Below are 18414 nucleotides of genomic sequence, written 5' to 3' on the forward strand. Positions count from 1 at the left end.
CCGAAGGCGGCTTTCTGGGGGGAGGCTGATCAGCGGCATCCAGGCATCAGGCCGAGAAACTCGACCCACAGCCGCAGGTGCTGGTGGCGTTCGGGTTCTTGATCACGAACTGGGCGCCTTGCAGGTCTTCCTTGTAGTCGATCTCTGCGCCGACCAGGTACTGGTAGCTCATGGCATCGATGAGGAGCGACACACCGTTCTTGGTCATGGTGGTGTCGTCTTCGTTGGTGATCTCGTCGAAGGTGAACCCGTACTGGAAGCCGGAGCAGCCGCCACCCTGCACGAACACGCGCAGCTTGAGGTCGGGGTTGCCTTCTTCGGCGATCAGGTCGGCCACCTTGGCTGCCGCGCTGTCGGTGAAGATGATCGGCTCGGGCATCTGGGTCTGGATGTTTTCGGCTACGGCGCTCATGGACTGGTAACTCCTTGGGAGGGGGCCGGATGTGCGGCCAATGGGACGAATCCTACTGCAATGACGCGATCCCGGCAGGCCATGGCCGGCTCGCACCCCATTGCAAGTGGGGTCGGAGCAACCCGGTACCAGGGGCCTCCAACGAAAAAGCCGCCCGAAGGCGGCTCTTGTTCGCTCGCAGGAAGCGGATCAGCGCTTGCTGAACTGCTTGCGGCGACGGGCGGAGTGCAGACCGACCTTCTTACGCTCGACTTCACGTGCGTCGCGCGTGACGTAGCCAGCCTGGCTCAGCACCGACTTCAGCGCTGCGTCGTAGTCGATCAGCGCGCGGGTGATGCCGTGGCGGGTAGCGCCGGCCTGGCCCGATTCGCCGCCGCCGTGCACGTTGACCATCACGTCGAAGGTTTCGAGGTTGTTGGTCAGCGCGAGGGGTTGCTTCGCGATCATGATCGAGGTTTCACGGCCGAAGAAATCCTGGATGTCCTTGCCGTTGACCGTGATCTTGCCCGAGCCCTTTTTCAGAAACACGCGGGCGACGCTCGATTTGCGACGGCCGGTGCCATTGTTCCATTCACCAATCATTCTCAAGGCTCCTTAGATTTCCAGCGTCTTGGGCTGCTGGGCGGCGTGCGGGTGCTCAGCACCACCGTACACCTTGAGTTTCTTGATCATTGCGTAACCGAGCGGGCCCTTGGGCAGCATGCCCTTGACAGCCTTTTCCAGGGCGCGGCCCGGGTGCTTCGATTGCATGTCGCGGAAGTTCGTCGCCGTGATACCGCCCGGGTAGCCCGAGTGACGGTAGTACACCTTGTCGATGGACTTGGCGCCGGTGACGCGCAGTTGCGATGCGTTGATGATGACGATGAAGTCACCGGTATCGACGTGAGGCGTGTAAATGGCCTTGTGTTTGCCGCGCAGACGGAGAGCAACTTCGCTGGCTACTCGTCCGAGGACCTTGTCGGTCGCGTCAATCACAAACCACTCGTGCGTCACGTCAGCGGGCTTTGCGCTGAACGTTTTGGTCATGAGTTTTCTCTTGAAAAGAGGGTTTGGCGGGCCCTTTTCCACGGTCGGCGTTCCTCTGACGGGAATCTCTTAGGTGGGTTTCGAAGTCTTCGCCGCGGGGCCACAAAAACGCTGCGAAGCCCGCGATTATACGAAGAATGCCCTGGCACAGGCAAATTCGCGCTTCTGCGGCCCCAACACCGTTACCATCCTCCCCCTATGTTCAGTTACCGCCACGCCTTCCATGCCGGCAACCACGCCGACGTGCTCAAGCACACGGTGCTGATTGCCACGCTCGACCACCTGCTCGAAAAAGAGGCAGCGCTGACGGTCGTCGACACCCACGCCGGCGCCGGCCTCTACCGCCTGGACGGCGACTACGCCGGCACCAGCGGCGAGGCGGCAGACGGCGTCCTGCGCCTTCTTTCGGACAAGAAAGAGCCCGCCACGCCCGCTCCTGCGGCAAAGCCTGCTATCAAAAAAGCAGCACCCGAAGCCGAAGCCCCGCTGGCCGACGCCATTGCCCGCTACCTGAGCGTGATCAGCGACTTCAACCCCAAGGGCGGCGCCCGCGTCTACCCCGGCTCACCCTTCATCGTGCAGCACCTGCTGCGCGACCACGACAAGCTCAAGCTGTTCGAGCTGCACCCCACCGACGCGCGCACCCTGGACGCCAACATCGCCCAGCTGGAGGCCGGCCGCCAGATCGCCGTGCTGCGCGAGGACGGCTTCGGCAGCGCCACCAAGTTCCTGCCGCCGCCGTCGCGCCGCGCGCTGGTGCTGATGGACCCCAGCTACGAGATGAAGACCGACTACGGCCGCGTGCTCGACTTCATGGCCGAGGCGCTCAAGCGCTTCGCCACCGGCACCTACGCGGTCTGGTATCCGATCATTCCGCGCCCCGAGGCGCACGACCTGCCGCGGCGGCTCAAGACGATGGCGACCAAGGCCGGCAAGTCGTGGCTGCACGCCACGCTGACGGTCAAGTCCAGCAAGATCACGAAAGATGCCGCCTCGGGTGAAACGCACCGGCCGGGCCTGCCGGCCAGCGGCATGTTCCTGATCAACCCGCCCTACACGCTGAAGCCGATGCTGGCGGCCGCACTGCCGCAGCTGGTGGAGCGCCTGGGCCAGGACCGCAACGCCGCCTTCTCGCTCGATTCGGGCGGCTGAGCCGGCCGAATCTCCCAACCTTTTTACTTGCGACGCCGGGGCGGCACCGCCGCCTTGCGCCGAACCGGAACCGGCGCCCGCGCCCGTTGCTGCGAGGGCTCGCTCGACGCCGCCGGCGCCGCCGCATCGCCGGCTTCGACCGGCAGGCCGCCGCAGCGCATGCCGTCGCGGTCGATCACCGTCAGAGCCACCTGCTTGATGCCCAGCCCCGTCAGGCCGATCCGGTCGGCCGCCGCGCGGCTCAGGTCGATCACCCGGCCTGCCGCGTAGGGCCCGCGGTCGTTGATGCGCACCAGCACCTCGCTGCCGTTGACGAGGCTGCGAACGCACACGCGCGTGTTAAAGGGAAGGGTCTTGTGCGCCGCCGTCATGGCGGTCATGTCGAAGCGCTCGCCGCTGGCGGTCTTGCGCTGGTGGAACTGGATGCCGTACCACGAGGCGCCGCCGCGCTCGAAGATCTCGCGCGGCCCGTCGTCGGGCACGCCGTCGTCCGGCGCCTGCTCGCCCGTGCCGGAGACGGCGAGGTCATAGCGCACCGCCGGAACGCTGGAGCGCGCGGCCGCGCCCGGAGGCACCGCGATGGCGCGAGGCAGGGGCAGCAATTTCGCGTTGCCCTCGGCGTCGGTCGCAGGCGGCATGGCGCATCCCGCGAGAACGCAGGTCGCCGCGGCAAGCGCCGCCCGAAGCCCCGCGCGCCCTCTCAATCGAGGCGCTCCAGCACAGCCAGCGTGGCCGCCGACTGGTTCATCGTGTAGAAGTGCAGCGCCGGTGCGCCGCCTTCCTGCAGGCGCGCGCACAGGTCGGTGACCACGTCGAGGCCGAAGGCCTTGATCGACGCCGTGTCGTCGCCGAAGCTCTGCAGCCGCAGGCGGATCCAGCGCGGGATCTCGGCGCCGCAGGCGTCGGAGAAGCGCATGAGCTGCGTCGAGCTCGTGATCGGCATGATGCCCGGCACGATCGGGGTGTCGAGCCCGAGCTTGCGAACGTCGTCGACGAAGCGGAAGTACGCCTCGGGGCTGAAGAAGTACTGCGTGATCGCCGAATCGGCGCCCGCCTTCACCTTGGCGGCGAAGGCCTGCAGGTCGGCTTCGGGCGAGCGGGCCTGCGGGTGGATCTCGGGGTAGCAGGCCACCTCGATGTGGAAGTCGCGGCCGGTCTCCTCGCGGATGAAGCCGACGAGGTCGCTCGCGTACTGGAACTCGCCGCCGATGCCATAGCCGCTGGGCAGGTCACCGCGCAGGGCCACCAGGCGTTTGACGCCCATGGCCTTCAGTTCGGCGAGCTGCTCGCGCACGGTGGCGCGCGTGGCGCCGATGCACGAGAAGTGGCTCGCGGCGTCCACGCCCTCGGCCAGGATCTCCTGCACCGCGCCGAAGGTGCCCTGGTGCGTGGACCCGCCCGCGCCGTAGGTGACCGAGCAGAACTGCGGCTTGCGCGCATAGAGCTGCTGGCGCACCGCGCGCAGTTTGACCGCGCCTTCGGGCGTCTTGGTCGGAAAGAATTCGAAACTCAACGGAAGGCGCACCTGCGTCTCCTTAGGAACCGTTCGCGCGCACGGCGCGCTCGGCATGAATGAAAAACTCGCGGTTGCCGTCGCCACCGGCGATCGGGCTGTCGAACCACTGCAGCACCCGCAGGCCGAGCGCCTCGCAGGCATCGCGCAGGCGCTTCTCGACCACCGCGTACATCGACTCGTCTCGTACGATGCCGCCCTTGCCGACCTGGCCGGGCTGCAGCTCGAACTGCGGCTTGACCAGCATCAGCAAGCGGCCCTCGTCGGCCAGAAACTCGACCACCGCCGGCAACACCAGCGTGAGCGAGATGAACGACAGATCGCCCACGATCAGGTCGAAACGCGACTCGCCCTCCTCGCCCAGATCGTCGGCCGAGAGAGCGCGCGCATTGACGCCCTCGATGACCACCACGCGCTCGTCCTCGCGCAGCCGCGCATGCAGCTGCCCATGGCCGACGTCAACGCCCACCACCCTGGCGGCGCCGCGCTGCAGCAGGCAATCGGTGAAGCCGCCGGTCGACTGGCCCACGTCGAGGCACAGCTTGCCGGCGGCGTCGATACCGCTCGCCGCCAGAGCGCCTTCGAGCTTGAGCCCGCCGCGCGACACGTAGCGCGCTTCCGCCGCGTCGAGCAACTCGAGCTCGGCCGATTCGGGCACGTCGTCCTTGTTCTTGACGACGTCGCGCCACGCGTCGCCCGAGCCAGCATCACGCCAGCGCAAGCCGCCGGCAATGAGCCGCACGGCCTGCGAACGCGATGCGGCAAGGCCGCGCTCCACCAGCAACTGATCGGCGCGCATGCGTTGGCTGTCGCCGCTCAGTAGCGGTAGGTGTCCGGCTTGTAGGGGCCGTTCTTGTCGACGCCGATGTAGGCGGCCTGCGTGTCGGTCAGCTCGGTGAGCATGGCGCCGACCTTCTTCAGGTGCAGGCGCGCGACCTTCTCGTCGAGGTGCTTCGGCAGCACGTAGACCTTGCCGGCCTGGTAGGCGTCGGGCTTGGTGAACAGCTCGATCTGCGCGATGGTCTGGTTCGCGAACGACGACGACATCACGAAGCTCGGGTGGCCCGTGCCGCAGCCCAGGTTCACGAGACGGCCCTTGGCCAGCAGGATGATCTTCTTGCCGTCGGGGAACTTGATGTGGTCGACCTGCGGCTTGATCTCTTCCCACTCGTACTTCTCGATCGACGCGACGTCGATCTCGTTGTCGAAGTGGCCGATGTTGCAGACGATGGCCTGATCCTTCATGGCGGCCATGTGCTCGTGGCGGATCACGTCGCGGTTGCCGGTGGTGGTCACGAAGATGTCGGCCTTGTCGGCGGCGTATTCCATCGTCACGACCTTGTAGCCTTCCATGGCGGCCTGCAGGGCGTTGATCGGGTCGATCTCGGTCACCCACACCTGCGCCGACAGCGCGCGCAGCGCCTGGGCCGAGCCCTTGCCCACGTCGCCGTAGCCGGCCACGCAGGCGATCTTGCCGGCGATCATCACGTCGGTGGCGCGCTTGATGCCGTCCACCAGCGACTCGCGGCAGCCGTACAGGTTGTCGAACTTGCTCTTGGTGACCGAGTCGTTCACGTTGATGGCGCGGAACAGCAGCGTGCCCTTGGCCGACATTTCGTTCAGGCGGTGCACGCCGGTGGTGGTTTCTTCGGTCACGCCGATGATCTCGGCCGACTTGCGGGTGTACCAGGTGCCGTCGACGGCCAGCTTGGCCTTGATGGCGGCGTAGAGGATGCGCTCTTCCTCGCTGGTCGGGTTGGCGAGCACGCTCTGGTCCTTCTCGGCGCGCTGGCCCAGGTGCATCAGCAGCGTGGCGTCGCCGCCGTCGTCCAGGATCATGTTCGGGCCTTCGCCCTTCGAGCCCTTGGGGCCGAAGTCGAAGATGGCGTGGGTGTAGTCCCAGTAGTCCTTCAGCGACTCGCCCTTGATCGCGAACACCGGCGTGCCCTTCTCGGCGATGGCGGCGGCGGCGTGGTCCTGCGTCGAGAAGATGTTGCACGAGGCCCAGCGCACCTGCGCGCCCAGCGCCTGCAGCGTCTCGATCAGCACGGCCGTCTGGATGGTCATGTGCAGCGAGCCGGTGATGCGCGCGCCCTTCAGCGGCTGCGACTTCGAGAACTCCTCGCGGATGGCCATCAGGCCGGGCATCTCGGTTTCCGCGATGCGGATTTCCTTGCGGCCCCAGGCGGCGAGGGACAGGTCGGCGATCGCCTGGTCGGCGGTCGAAACGGGGGTGGGTTTGAGAACAGCGCTCATGGGAACTCCAACAAAACTGGTTTGAAAGATGCCGCCGGATACGGGGAAAAAGGCTCACCGCAAGAACAGCGGGTGAGCGTCGTTGCGATATGTGGTCCGAGCCTCACGCCTGACGGCGCTGCAACGCTCCTCGGAGCGGCGGATTGTAGACGGGGCACGAGCGGGCGCCAATGCTCGGGGTTTGGCCGGCATTTGTCATCCCCGGCATGTCATTGACCTCTGGTTACGATTTCAACAGGTTCGGTTCAGGAGCCGCCGGCTTGCTGCCGAGCCCACTTGAAAACAAAAGGACACGACATGAGGAAGAGGATGACGAGGTATCTCGCGAGCTGGGGCATGGTCGCCTTGCTGGCGGCCTGCGGAGGGGGCGGAGGAGGAGGAGGATCCGGCCTCTCGCTGTCGTCGGGCGGCAGCGGGAAACCCGAGGTCGCGGCAGCCAAGACCCTGGGCACGCCCGACGCGCGCAACGGCAGCTACCGCGTCTACGCGGCCAACGGCACGCAGCAGCAGCTCTCGGTCGATTTCGACGCCGGCAGCTACACGATGACGGACAACCTCGGCGCGGCCGAGTCCGGCACTTTCGCCGAAGACTTCACCGAGCCCGGCACCTATGTGTTCGCGAGTGGCCGCATCACGACCGCGGCCAACACCTCGCGCTTTCGCGTGACCACCGACACCATCGTCGGCGCGTTCCCGTTCCAGACCGCGTATTCGAGCCCCGCCGCGTACGCCGCGCAGCCCTTCGTGGCGGCGCGCGACTTCGTCACCACCGCCGCGCTGATCGACGGCACCTACAACCGCTTCAGCATCACGCGCAGCCCCGGCGGCGTGCAGGACTCGACGATCCTCTCGATGCGCCTGTCGGGCAGCGGCACGGTGCTGGAGTTCTGCAACGACTCGATCATCTACAGGATCGACCTCTGCCCCGCCGCCTCGAAGCGCACCTACGCCGTCACGGCGGGCGTCGACGACGCCTGGGTCGCGACCAACGTGGCCAACAGCAGCGACGTCGCCAACTTCCGCGTGGCGCGCATCGGCGGGCAGAACGTGTACCTCGGCGGTGGCGTCAGCGTCTCGCCGGCCCAGCAGTTCATGCGCATCGGCCTGCCCGAATCTTCGAGCTGGCCGACCACGCGCGGCATCGGTTCGTCGACCACGGGCAGCTGGGGCACGAACCTGATCAGCACCACCAGCTCGGTGCGCACCTCCACCGGCACGGACGACACCTTCGGCACCCTCACGATGCCGGTGGACAGCACGGCCTACACGAACCAGCCCCTGGGCATCCGCGGCGTCAACTTCACCGGCGCGAGCAAGTACTTCGCGATGCAGGCCGGCGAGCTGTCGGTGCTGGTCGGCGCACGCAACAACACCGCCACGCAGGGCTACATCCAGTTCAACCTGATCGACACCGGCGCCACGCCCGACGCGCGCAACGGCCGCTACAAGGTCTACGCCACCAACGGCTCGCGGCAGACGCTGGCGCTGAACCTCGACAGCAAGCGCTACGAGATGACCGATGCCGCCGGCACCGTCGCCTCGGGCAGCTTCGCCGAGGACACGACGGAAGCGGGCAGCTTCATCTTCGACAGCAGCCGCATCACGAGTCCCGCGAACACGGCGCGCTTCCGCTTCACGACGGACACGGTGGTCGGCGCGTTCCCGTTCGCGGTCGCGCAGGTCACGCCCGAGAGCTACGCCGTGCGGCCCTTCGTGGCATCGCGTGCGCTTGTGAAGACGCAGAGCGCCCTCGACGGCACCTACAACCGGCTGGGCATCAACATGACGGCCACCGGCGGCGATTCGTCGATCACCCAGATCCAGATCGCCAACGGCGGCACCGTGCTCTATCTGTGCAACGACAACGTGATCTACCGGATCGACAACTGTCCTTCCGCATCCGTGCTGACGTACACCGTGTCGGCCGGCACCACCGTGGACACCTGGCGCATCGTGAACGTGGCCAATCCGTCGGACAACGGCACCTTCGCGGTCGCGCGCGTCGGAGGCGAGAACATCTACCTCTCGGCCGGCAACGTGGCGTCGACGCCCCCGAGGTCGGTGTTCCGCATCGGCCTGCCCGAACGCGCCACATGGCCCACCGTCATCGCGCGCGGCGGCGCCACCAGCGGCGGATGGGGCAACACGGGGCTCGACGCGTCGTACTACACGCGCACGCAGACGCTGCCCGACGGCACCAGCGCCACGCTCGCCGCGACGCTGGGTTCGATGGGCACGAACGGCCCGCTCAACATGCGCGCGGCGACCTTCACCGGCCCGAACTACCACTTCGCCAGCCAAAGCAGCAAGCTCTTCGCGATGGTCGGCTCGCGCAACCCGGCCACGGCCGGCGCGATGGAGATCGACCTGATCGACTGACGCCGCGGGCGCTTCGCCCTGAAGGCCAGGAAGGCCGCATGCCGCGCTCGTGGCATGCGGCCTTTTTTCATTGCTCATTCAGGCCTAAGACGGCCGCCAGCACGTTTCGCCGACGCGACGTACATTGGCCGGCCCACAGCCCCTCCCCTGAAAAGCCAACATGAAGATCCACTCCTCCAGCACGCCCAGGACCTTGCTCTCGGCCCTTGCTGCCGCCGCCGGCCTGGCCGTCGCCCTGCTTTCGGCCATCGCGTCCGCCCAGAGCGCCGACACCGTCCGCATCCGCGGCACTCTCGTGCGCGTCGATGCGAACACCCTGGTCGTGCAGGACCGCACCGGCGAGGTCGTCTCGCTCGCGCGCCCGGCCGACCTGTCGGTATCCGAGGTCTATCCGATCAAGCTCTCGGACATCAGGCGCGGCAGCTTCATCGGCACCGCCGCCATGCCGCAGGCCGACGGCACGCAGAAGGCGCTCGAAGTGGTCGTGTTCCCCGAGGCCGCGCGCGGCACCGGCGAAGGCCATCGCCCATGGGACCTGCTGCCCGAAAGCACCATGACCAACGCCACCGTCGCCGACCTGGGCGCGGCGCCGAAGTCGGTGCGCGGCGGCCAGCAGCTGCACCTGACCTACAAGGGTGGAGAGAAAACCGTCGTGGTGCCGCCCGACGTGCCGGTGGTCACCTTCCGCCCCGGCACCGATGCGCTGCTGGTACCCGGCGCCCGGGTGCTGGTCAATGCGCAGGAGAAGAACGGTACGCCCACGGCCTTGCGCGTGACGGCCGGGCGCAACGGCTTCGCGCCGCCGATGTAGGCCCCGAAGCCGGCAACGGACGCGGGCACGCACCCAAGGGAAATCCCGCAGGCATTTTTGTCGCTGCGGCGACCTCCGGCGCACCGGCGCGGCGTATCGTGGCGAGGGATTTTTGCCGTCAGGCTGGTCCTCGCCATCCAAACGTCCACCGTCACAGGAGATTCCGCACCATGGCCACTGCCAAGAAAGCCGCCGCCAAGAAGACCACCGCCAGCAGCAGCACCAGCACCGCCGGCGCGAAGAAGGCGGCGCCCGATGCCGCGGACATGCTCAATCCGCTGAAGGGCATGGCCGACCGGCTGCAGAGCCTCAACCTGACCGGTGGCGCCGGCAAGCTGCTGGAAAGCGGCCGCAAGGACCTGGCGGCGCTGATGGAGGCCAACGAGAAGTCGTACAAGGGCCTGCAGACCGTCGTGCAGCGGCAGACGGAAATGATCAAGAGCGCCATCTCCGAGTGGCAGACCGCCGCCAAGGAAATGCCCGGCAAGGACCCGAAGGAAAACCTCGCCAAGCTCGACGAGCTCGGCCGCCAGTCGTTCCAGCGCGCCATCGACGACATCAAGGAGCTGGCAAACCTCGCCGCCAAGTCGCAGGCCGATGCCTTCGACGTGGTGCGCCAGCGCATCCAGGCGAACGTGGACGAAGTGACGAAGATGCTGCAGCGCAAGTAATACGCTTGCGCGCCCGGCCATGACCGCAGCCCCGCCCCGCGTCGAGCAACGCACGCGCGCCAACGGCATCGAGCTGGCCTGGGACAGCTTCGGCGATCCGGCCGCCGAGCCGCTGCTGCTGGTGATGGGCCTCGGCGCGCAGATGGTGGCGTGGGACGACGCCTTCTGCGCCCGGCTCGCCGAGGCCGGCGGGCACCGCGTGATCCGATTCGACAACCGCGACATCGGCCATTCGACGCACCTCACCCTGCTGGGCGTGCCCGACATCCAGGCGCTGATGGCGCAGGCGATGGCCGGGCTGCCGCTGCGAGCGCCCTACGACCTGCGCGACATGGCGGCCGACTGCGTCGGGCTGCTCGACGCGCTGGGCATCGCCCGGGCGCACATCGTGGGCGCCTCCATGGGCGGCGCCATCGGGCAGGAGCTGTGCATCCACCATCCGCAGCGCATGCTGTCGTTCACCAGCATCATGTCGAGCACCGGCGCGCCGGGACTGCCGCCGCCCACGCCCGAGGCGATGGCAGTGCTGTTCTCGCCCGCGCCGACCACCTTCGCGGCCTACCAGGCGCACTACGCGAAGGTGTGGCGCGTGCTGCGCGGACCCGGCAGCTTTCCGCTCGACGAAGCGCGCGACGCCGAGAAGGCGCAACTCGTCTTCCTGCGCGGGCTCAACCCGGCCGGCGTGGCGCGGCAGCTCGCGGCCATCCTGGCCTCGGGCAACCGCAAGCCCGCGCTGCGCAACGTGCGCGTGCCCACGCTGGTGATCCACGGCGACGACGACCCGCTGGTGCCGGTGGCCTGCGGCGTCGACGTGGCCGATGCGATAGCGGGCTCGCAGCTGCTGCGCATCCCCGGCATGGGGCATGCGTTGCCGATCCCGATGTGGCCGCAGATCGTCGACGCCATCGCGGCGCACACGGCGCGGCACGCCGGCACCTGAGACGGCGACGACAAGAAAGAACAAGGCGACAAGGGAGCATCCGCCATGACGAACAAGTTCTCCCCTCTCGACCCGATGGCCATGTGGCGCGAACTCACGGCCCAGTGGGAAAAAGCCACCAACGAGTTCGCCAACGAGACCATGGCCTCGGACCCGTTCCGCCAGGGCATGCACGGCGGCATGAACGCCTCGCTCACCGCGCAGAAGGCGCTGGGCGAGCTGATGGCGCGCTACCTGACGATGCTGAACCTGCCGACGCGCGCCGACCTGCAAGTGCTGGGGGAGCAGCTGCAGCGCATCGACGATCACCTGGCGCGCATTGCCCGCGCCGTGGAGGGCGGGCCCGCTTCCCCCGCTGCGGCAGCGCCAGGACCGCGCCGCACCCGGCAGCCTCCGAAGGCAGCACCTGCAGCACCTGCAGCACCTGCGGCGGCGCCCGCCACCCCGCCCCGCACGCGCACGGCAGGAAAGCGCCCGGCATGAGCACCACCGCCGACACGCCCTTCGCCCTGCCCGACATCGCGGTCGACATGGCCGCCGAGATCGAGCGCGCGATCCAGCGCAACCTCAAGGGCCTGGACTTCCTCACCACCGCCGCGCCCGCCGTCGGCCAGACGCCCAAGGACGAGATCCACCGGCGCGGCACGCTGAGCCTGTACCACTACCGGCCCATGGCCGACGAGATCTACCGCGTGCCGCTGCTGATCGTGATGGCGACCACCAACCGCGGCTACATCCTCGACCTCGCGCCCGGCCAGAGCATGGTCGAGCACCTGCTGCTGCAGGGCTACGACGTCTACATGATGGACTGGAACGCGCCGCGCCCGCAGGAGAAGCACCTGCGCATCGAGGACTACGTGCTCGACTTCATCCCCGATTCCATCCGCCGCGTGCAGGAGCGCTCGGGCGAGGAAGACGTCACGCTCGTGGGCTACTGCATGGGCGGCGTGCTCTCCACGCTGTACGCCGCGCTGCACCCCGGCGGGCCGATGAAGAACCTCGCGCTCTTCACCACGCCCATCGACTTCAGCCGCATGAAGCTCTTCCACGCGTGGTCGGACCGCCGGTATTTCGACGTCGACCGGCTCATCGACACCGTGGGCAACGTGCCGCCCGAGATGCTCTTCACCTCCTTCGACATGCTGCGCCCCGCCGGCCGGAGCGCCGGCATGGTGCAGCTGTGGGACAACATGGACAACGACGAATTCGTCAGGTCGTACCGCATGTTCGACCGCTGGGGCAACGAGATGCTGCCGCTGGCCGGCGAGTACTTCCGCCAGACCGTCAAGGAGCTCATGTGGGGCAACAAGCTGTACAAGGGCGAGCTGGTGATCGGCGGGCAGAAGGTGCAGCTGAAGAACATCAAGGTGCCGGTGCTGCACGCGCTCGCGCAGCACGACCACATCGTTCCCTACGAGGCCGGGCAGCCGCTCGTGGCCGGCGTCGGCTCCACCGACAAGGAGGAGGTGGTGCTCAAGGGCGGCCACGTCAGCCTCGCCGCCGGGCCCAACGCGGTGCGCCGGCTGTGGCCCAAACTCGACGAATGGCTTGGAGTGCGATCGACATGAGCATCACCACCGTGACCGACTCCTTCTCGCGGACCTACCCGCGTACCGTGACCAGCAGCGAGGGCAGCATCGTCCTGCGCCTGATGGCCGCCGAAGACGCGGATGCCGTGCTCGCCTTCGCGCAGGCCCTCCCGGCACACGACCTGCTCTTTTTGCCGCGCGACATCACCCAGCCCAAGGTGATGAACGCCTGGGTGCGCGCCATCGAGCGCGGCGACATCGACAGCGTGCTCGCGGTGCGCGAGAAGGCCGTGCTCGGCTGCGCGGCGGTCATCCGCGATCCGCACTCCTGGTCCAGCCATGTGGCCGAACTGCGAGTGCTCGCCGCGCCCGAGCTGCGCGGCAGCGGCCTGGGGCACAAGCTCGCCCGCGAGGCCTGCGCGCTGGCCATCGAGCGCGGCGCCGAAAAGCTGGTCGCGCGCATGACCGTCGACCAGCGCGGCGCCATCTCCGTCTTCCAGGCCCTGGGCTTCAGGCCCGAGGCGCTTCTGAGCAAGCACGTGAAGGACCGCCAGGGTGTGCCTCACGACCTGGTGGTGCTGAGCCACGACGTGGCGCGCTTCGAGGCGCAGATGCGGGCGTATGGGATGAACGACGCGCTCGCTTGATGAGGCGCCGCTCCCTGCACAATGCGCCCATGCAGAAGGAGCCTCTCTACCGCAAGGTCAACACCAAGGCGCGCAATGTCCATCACGCCTTCGGAGGCGACTATCGTCACGAACGGAACACCAAGAATTCCGAGCGCTCCGAAGCCACTCGAGGCTCCATGCACGGGAAACACCAACGCGGGCTCGACTACACCCCGCTGTTCCGCTTTCTCCTTTCAAAGATCGGTGCCGACTGGGACTCGGTGCATAGCGAAGCCGTGTCACGACTTGACCGGCCCGAACCGATCTTCTGGCTGGTGGCCCTGCGCACCGAGCAACGCCAAGACGTCGTGAGAATCGGCGATTCGAGCTACTACAGCGGCCTTTTTGTCGATGACGAAGGCAAGCTCCAGGTGGTCAATCCGACGCTGGGGCCCGAGCGGATGACGCCCAGCTGCCCGTGTTGCACCCATACCTTCAACGGCGTCCGATTCGGCGGATACGGCAGGGAAGAAGGCTGAAAGCGGGAACTGCCGGAGCGGTCTTTTAAAATCGCGGATTCCCCCGCAGATTGCCCACCTTGTCTTTCGTAGCCGAAACCCGCCGCCGCCGCACCTTCGCGATCATTTCCCACCCTGACGCCGGCAAGACCACGCTGACCGAAAAGCTGCTGCTTTTCTCCGGCGCGATCCAGATCGCCGGCTCGGTGAAGGCGCGCAAGGCCTCGCGCCATGCCACCTCCGACTGGATGGAGATCGAGAAGCAGCGCGGCATCTCGGTGGCCTCGTCGGTGATGCAGATGGTCTACCGCGACCACGTCATCAACCTGCTCGACACGCCCGGCCACAAGGACTTCTCGGAAGACACCTACCGCGTGCTCACCGCCGTCGACTCGGCGCTGATGGTGATCGACGCGGCCAACGGCGTGGAAGCGCAGACGCGGCGGCTGATCGAGGTCTGCCGCCAGCGCGACACGCCCATCATCACCTTCGTCAACAAGATGGACCGCGAAGTGCGCGAGCCGCTGGACATCCTCGACGAGGTGGAGCGCGAGCTGGGCATGCCCTGCGTGCCCATGACCTGGCCGGTGGGCCAGGGCAAGAGCTTCCGCGGGATCATGAACCTGCGCACGCAGGCGATGACGGTGTTCGAGTCGGGCAGCGAGCGCCTGCCGCAGGACTTCGAGACCATTCCGCTGAGCGAGCGCGATACGCTGGTCAAGCGCTTCGGCGCCGACTTCGAGACCGCCATGGAAAGCATGGAGCTCGCCACTGGCGCATCGCCCGCCTGGGACCGCGAGGCCTTCCTGGCCGGCAAGCAGACGCCCGTGTTCTTCGGCTCCGGCGTGAACAACTTCGGCGTGATGGAAGTGCTGGACGCGCTGGTCGACCTGGCGCCCTCGCCACGTTCGCGCACCAGCACCACGCTGGTCAACCGCCAGCCGGTGACCAAGGAGATCCAGCCCGAGGACAAGGACTTCGCGGGCGTCGTCTTCAAGGTGCAGGCCAACATGGACGCCAACCACCGCGACCGCATCGCCTTCGTGCGCATGGCCTCGGGCAAGTACACGCCGGGCATGAAGCTGAAGGTGCAGCGCACCGCCAAGGAACTGCGCCCCACGAGCGTCGTGACCTTCATGAGCCAGCGCCGCGAGGCAGTGGAAGAGGCCTACGCGGGCGACATCGTGGGTTTCACCACCCACGGCGGCGTGCAGCTGGGCGACACCATCACCGATGGCGCCAGCCTGCAGTTCACCGGCCTGCCCTTCTTCGCGCCCGAGCTCTTCATGACCGTGATCCTGAAGAACCCGCTGCGCACCAAGCAGCTGCAGCAGGGCCTGGCTCAGCTCGGCGAGGAAGGCGCGATCCAGGTCTTCCGCCCGGAGATCGGCGGCCCGATGCTGCTGGGCGCGGTCGGCCAGCTGCAGTTCGAAGTGGTGCAGCACCGCCTGAAGGCCGAGTACGACGCCGACGTGCGCCTCGAAGGCTGCCAGTACACCGGCGCACGCTGGATCACGGCCGACACGCCCGCCGAGCTGCGCGAGTTCGTCAACGCGTACCCGCAGCGCATGGCGAAGGACGCGGCGGACACGCTGGCCTTCCTGTGCACCTCGCCGTATGACGTGCGGCTGGCGCAGGAGCGGTTTCCGAAGATCCACTTCCATCCGCTGCGCGAGCATGCGGGGCTGGCGCTGCAGAGCGCGGGGTAAACAGACGGGATCGGGTAGCCGAACGCAGAAGGAAGACAAAAACTACGCAGAGGTCGCAGAAGAGAACCTGGTCATTTCTGGATTTGTCCTCTGCGACTTCTGCGTTCGGCTTTCCTGCCGGTTCGCAGTCCCTCAACTGCCCGTCGACGCATAGCGGCGCAACCCGAAGCGCCACACCCCGAAAGCCGCCGCCAGGAACACGAACCCGGCGAGCGGCGACACCAGGCCCACCCACGCCGGCGCCCCCAGCGGGTCGGCCTTCCCCAGGATCGCCAGCACCGGGTAATAGGCCACGCAGGCCAGCGGCACGATGAAGGTCAGCACGCGCCGGAACCAGCGCGCATAGAGCGCCAGCGGGTACTGCGCGGCCTGCACGCCGCCGTAGGTCAGCACGTTCGCGATCTCGAGGCTCTCGACGGTCCAGAAGGCCAGCGTGCCCTGGAGCACCAGGATGCCGAGGAACAGCGCCACGCCGCCCGCGATGGCGATCAGCGCGATGGCGACCGCGCCCGGCGTCCACGCGATGCCCATCTGCTGCGTGGCGAACGCCACCATCGCCAGCCCCTGCAGCAGCCGGCCCAGGCGGCTGATGCGAAAGTCGTTGCCCATCAGCTGCAGCGCGAGCGGACGCGGCCGCAGCAGCAGGCGGTCGAAGGCGCCGGTGCGCAAAAACTCCGTGCCGAGCACGTCGAAGCCGCGGCCCAGCGCATCGGCCAGCGCGAACATGCAGTTCACCAGGCCGTAGAAGAGGGCCACCTCGCCGATGCGCCAGCCCTGCACGTCGCCGAAGCGGTGGAACAGCGCCCATACGGCGATCACCTCGATGCCGGTGCCGAGGAACTGGCCGACGGTCAACATCAGCGCCGAAGCCGGGTAGCGCGCCTGTCCGCCGAGGGACGCGCCCACCAGCCGGAAGAAGAGCGGAATCGATCCCATCGCCCTCACCTGCCCTTACCCGCCCTGCACCTGCAGGCCGCGCATGGTGCGGCCCATGGCGAAATGGCCGAAGGCCACGAGCACCGCGATCCAGAAGGCCTGCAGCCCCAGCCCGCCGACGGCCTGCCAGCCCCGCAGCTGCCCGAAGTACAGGCGCGCCGGAATGTCCATCAGCCCGGCCAGCGGCTGGACCAGCAGCGCGGTCTGCCAGCCGTCGGGCAGCATCGCGAGCGGCAGCAGGTTGCCAGAGAGAACGATGACCACCGGCGTGGCCACCGCGCTGATGCCGCGTTCGTTGAGCGCGGCGGTGGCGGCCACGTTCAGCAGCATCACCATCGACGTCGACAGCAGCAGCGCGAGCACGGCCGAGAGCACGAAGGCGAGCCCCGCCGCCACGCCCGCCGGCAGCTGCCAGGCCCACTCGCCCAGCCCGAACAGCGGCAGCGCGACCATCGCGAAGGCCGCCATCAGCGCCACGCGTGGCAGCACGCGCGCGGCGATCCAGCCGGCGCTGCGCGCGAACCACAGCGCGTAGGCATCCACCGGCCGCAGCCGGTCGTAGGCGACGGCGCCGGTGCGCACCGCCTGCGCCACTTCCGGGTCGCCCAGCCACGGCAGCAGCACGAGCAGCCCCTGCGCGAGCCAGCTGTAGGTGATGGCCTGCGCGAGCGACATCGAGCTGCTCGCGCCGGTGCCAGCCGCATGCCCGTAGAAGGCCGCGAACACCATCACCTTGATGCCGCCCCACCAGCACTGCGTGGCGAAGCCGGCGAGCGCGGCGGTGCGGTACTGCAGCATCTGCAGGAAGCGCGATGCGAAGGCCGCGAGATAGGGTCTCGCCAGGTCGCGCGGGCTGGTCGCCGCCGTCATGCCTCGGCCGCTCCGTGCATGGCGTAGAAGCGGGCGATGACGGCCTCGATCGCCAGCCCTTCGAGGCGGATGTCTTCCACCGCATGCGCGGCCGCGATGCGCGCGATCAGCGCGGGCGCTGCGGTCTGCGCCGGGTCGAAGTCGAGCACCAGCGTCTGGCCGTCGCGCGAGTGCACCCGCGCGCCTTCCACCTGCGCGGGCAGCTCGGCGCCCTGCGCGAAGTCGACCACCAGGCGGCGCTCGGCCATCACCTGCGCGCGCAGCGCCTCGACCGGGCTGTCGGCCAGCACGCGGCCGTGGCCGATGATGATCACGCGGCGAGCCAGCGCCTCGATGTCGTGCATGTCGTGCGTGGTCAGCAGCACGGTGGTGCCGCGCTCGCGGTTGGCGCGACGCACGAAGTCGCGCACCGCGAGCTTGGAGGGCGCGTCGAGGCCGATGGTGGGCTCATCGAGAAAAAGGATGTCGGGCTCGTGCAGCAGCGCGGCAGCGATCTCCGCGCGCATGCGCTGGCCCAGCGAGAGCTGCCGCACCGGCTGCGCGAGCACGCGCTCCAGGTTCAGCAGCGCCACCAGTTCGTCGCGCGTGCGGCGGTAGCGTGCCGGGTCCACGCGGTAGATGTCGCGCAGCAGGTCGAAGCCGTCGCCCACGGGCAGGTCCCACCACAGCTGCGTGCGCTGGCCGAAGACCACGCCGATGCGCGCCACGTGGCGCTCGCGTTCGGCGAAGGGATCGCGACCGTCGATCTCCACGCGCCCGCCATCGGGCCGCAGGATGCCAGAGAGGATCTTGATGGTGGTCGACTTGCCCGCGCCGTTCGGCCCGATGAAGCCCAGCAGCTCGCCGCGCTCCAGCGCGAACGACACGCCCGACAGCGCCTCCACCGTGCGATGGCGGCGCTGCACGAGGCCGCGCAGCGCGCCGATCACGCCGGGGTCGCGTTCGGAGATGCGGTAGGTCTTGCGAAGGTCGTCGACGAGGATGTGGGGCATGGAGGGCGCCGCGCCGGCCTCGATGGCACGGCGGGGGCGGGATGCTACACGAAAGCGCCGGTACGATCGGCGCTCCCCCTGCATTGCTCTCT

At 68.1% G+C, this 18414-nt stretch carries 20 protein-coding genes and 1 riboswitch; of the genes, 10 read left to right on the plus strand and 10 right to left on the minus strand.

Annotated elements, in window-relative coordinates:
* Positions 1–46 precede the first annotated feature (46 nt).
* The 3 genes from erpA to rplM form a co-directional block, all read right to left on the minus strand.
* A complete protein-coding gene (gene erpA, locus EJP67_RS21305) occupies positions 47–412 on the minus strand; it encodes an iron-sulfur cluster insertion protein ErpA (protein ID WP_019656358.1) in 366 nt (121 codons plus the stop codon).
* A 189-nt stretch (positions 413–601) separates the two neighbouring features.
* Positions 602–994, minus strand: a complete 393-nt coding sequence (gene rpsI, locus EJP67_RS21310) for a 30S ribosomal protein S9 (protein ID WP_126023695.1) — start codon at positions 992–994, stop codon at positions 602–604.
* A gap of 12 nt (positions 995–1006) precedes the next feature.
* Entirely contained in the window at positions 1007–1438 is a 432-nt protein-coding gene (gene rplM, locus EJP67_RS21315; RefSeq protein WP_019656360.1) for a 50S ribosomal protein L13, read from the minus strand.
* 198 nt (positions 1439–1636) lie between these two features.
* Between rplM and EJP67_RS21320 the strand changes: the two genes are divergently transcribed.
* Complete coding sequence (locus tag EJP67_RS21320) at positions 1637–2590, plus strand: 23S rRNA (adenine(2030)-N(6))-methyltransferase RlmJ (RefSeq protein ID WP_126023696.1); 954 nt, start codon at positions 1637–1639, stop codon at positions 2588–2590.
* 23 nt (positions 2591–2613) lie between these two features.
* On the opposite strand, the gene EJP67_RS21325 is transcribed toward EJP67_RS21320, so the two are convergent.
* From EJP67_RS21325 to ahcY, 4 genes are all read right to left on the minus strand, one after another.
* Positions 2614–3228, minus strand: a complete 615-nt coding sequence (locus tag EJP67_RS21325) for a septal ring lytic transglycosylase RlpA family protein (RefSeq protein WP_126023697.1) — start codon at positions 3226–3228, stop codon at positions 2614–2616.
* Positions 3229–3290: 62 nt separating this feature from the next.
* A complete protein-coding gene (metF, locus tag EJP67_RS21330) occupies positions 3291–4115 on the minus strand; it encodes a methylenetetrahydrofolate reductase [NAD(P)H] (RefSeq protein ID WP_126023698.1) in 825 nt (274 codons plus the stop codon).
* Positions 4116–4125: 10 nt separating this feature from the next.
* Positions 4126–4902: a TlyA family RNA methyltransferase gene (locus EJP67_RS21335; RefSeq protein ID WP_126023699.1), complete on the minus strand. Its 777-nt coding sequence runs from the start codon at positions 4900–4902 to the stop codon at positions 4126–4128.
* A gap of 17 nt (positions 4903–4919) precedes the next feature.
* Positions 4920–6359: an adenosylhomocysteinase gene (ahcY, locus tag EJP67_RS21340; protein ID WP_126023700.1), complete on the minus strand. Its 1440-nt coding sequence runs from the start codon at positions 6357–6359 to the stop codon at positions 4920–4922.
* A gap of 67 nt (positions 6360–6426) precedes the next feature.
* Positions 6427–6497: riboswitch (S-adenosyl-L-homocysteine riboswitch) on the minus strand.
* A 171-nt stretch (positions 6498–6668) separates the two neighbouring features.
* On the opposite strand from ahcY, the gene EJP67_RS21345 reads away from it, so the two are divergent.
* From EJP67_RS21345 to EJP67_RS21385, 9 genes are all read left to right on the plus strand, one after another.
* Positions 6669–8738 (plus strand): hypothetical protein, encoded by a 2070-nt coding sequence (locus tag EJP67_RS21345; RefSeq protein ID WP_126023701.1) that lies wholly within the window; start codon positions 6669–6671, stop codon positions 8736–8738.
* 160 nt (positions 8739–8898) lie between these two features.
* Positions 8899–9549, plus strand: coding sequence for a hypothetical protein (locus EJP67_RS21350; RefSeq protein ID WP_126023702.1), 651 nt, complete (start codon positions 8899–8901; stop codon positions 9547–9549).
* A 170-nt stretch (positions 9550–9719) separates the two neighbouring features.
* Entirely contained in the window at positions 9720–10220 is a 501-nt protein-coding gene (gene phaP / locus EJP67_RS21355; RefSeq protein WP_126023703.1) for a TIGR01841 family phasin, read from the plus strand.
* Between the two features lie 19 nt (positions 10221–10239).
* Entirely contained in the window at positions 10240–11160 is a 921-nt protein-coding gene (locus EJP67_RS21360) for an alpha/beta fold hydrolase (protein WP_126023704.1), read from the plus strand.
* A 45-nt stretch (positions 11161–11205) separates the two neighbouring features.
* Positions 11206–11643, plus strand: coding sequence for a poly(R)-hydroxyalkanoic acid synthase subunit PhaE (locus EJP67_RS21365; RefSeq protein WP_126023705.1), 438 nt, complete (start codon positions 11206–11208; stop codon positions 11641–11643).
* Entirely contained in the window at positions 11640–12728 is a 1089-nt protein-coding gene (locus EJP67_RS21370; protein WP_126023706.1) for an alpha/beta fold hydrolase, read from the plus strand. Before EJP67_RS21365 ends, EJP67_RS21370 begins: the two co-directional genes overlap by 4 nt.
* Positions 12725–13336: a GNAT family N-acetyltransferase gene (locus tag EJP67_RS21375; RefSeq protein WP_126023707.1), complete on the plus strand. Its 612-nt coding sequence runs from the start codon at positions 12725–12727 to the stop codon at positions 13334–13336. The genes EJP67_RS21370 and EJP67_RS21375 overlap by 4 nt, the downstream gene beginning before the upstream one ends.
* Positions 13337–13365: 29 nt before the next feature.
* Complete coding sequence (locus EJP67_RS21380; protein ID WP_126023708.1) at positions 13366–13836, plus strand: hypothetical protein; 471 nt, start codon at positions 13366–13368, stop codon at positions 13834–13836.
* Between the two features lie 59 nt (positions 13837–13895).
* Complete coding sequence (locus tag EJP67_RS21385) at positions 13896–15524, plus strand: peptide chain release factor 3 (protein WP_126023709.1); 1629 nt, start codon at positions 13896–13898, stop codon at positions 15522–15524.
* 132 nt (positions 15525–15656) lie between these two features.
* Here the strand turns inward: EJP67_RS21385 and EJP67_RS21390 are convergent, their stop codons facing one another.
* Genes EJP67_RS21390 through EJP67_RS21400 form a run of 3 tightly spaced genes read right to left on the minus strand, consistent with a single transcriptional unit; the run spans position 15657 to position 18322 of the window.
* Positions 15657–16460, minus strand: coding sequence for an ABC transporter permease (locus EJP67_RS21390; protein WP_126023710.1), 804 nt, complete (start codon positions 16458–16460; stop codon positions 15657–15659).
* A 15-nt stretch (positions 16461–16475) separates the two neighbouring features.
* Entirely contained in the window at positions 16476–17330 is an 855-nt protein-coding gene (locus EJP67_RS21395; protein ID WP_126023711.1) for an ABC transporter permease, read from the minus strand.
* On the minus strand, positions 17327–18322 hold the full coding sequence (locus EJP67_RS21400) for an ABC transporter ATP-binding protein (protein ID WP_126023712.1): 996 nt from the start codon (positions 18320–18322) through the stop codon (positions 17327–17329). The genes EJP67_RS21395 and EJP67_RS21400 overlap by 4 nt, the downstream gene beginning before the upstream one ends.
* Positions 18323–18414 lie beyond the last annotated feature (92 nt).

This window comes from Variovorax guangxiensis (assembly GCF_003952165.1).
Classification (GTDB): Bacteria; Pseudomonadota; Gammaproteobacteria; order Burkholderiales; family Burkholderiaceae_C; genus Variovorax; species Variovorax guangxiensis.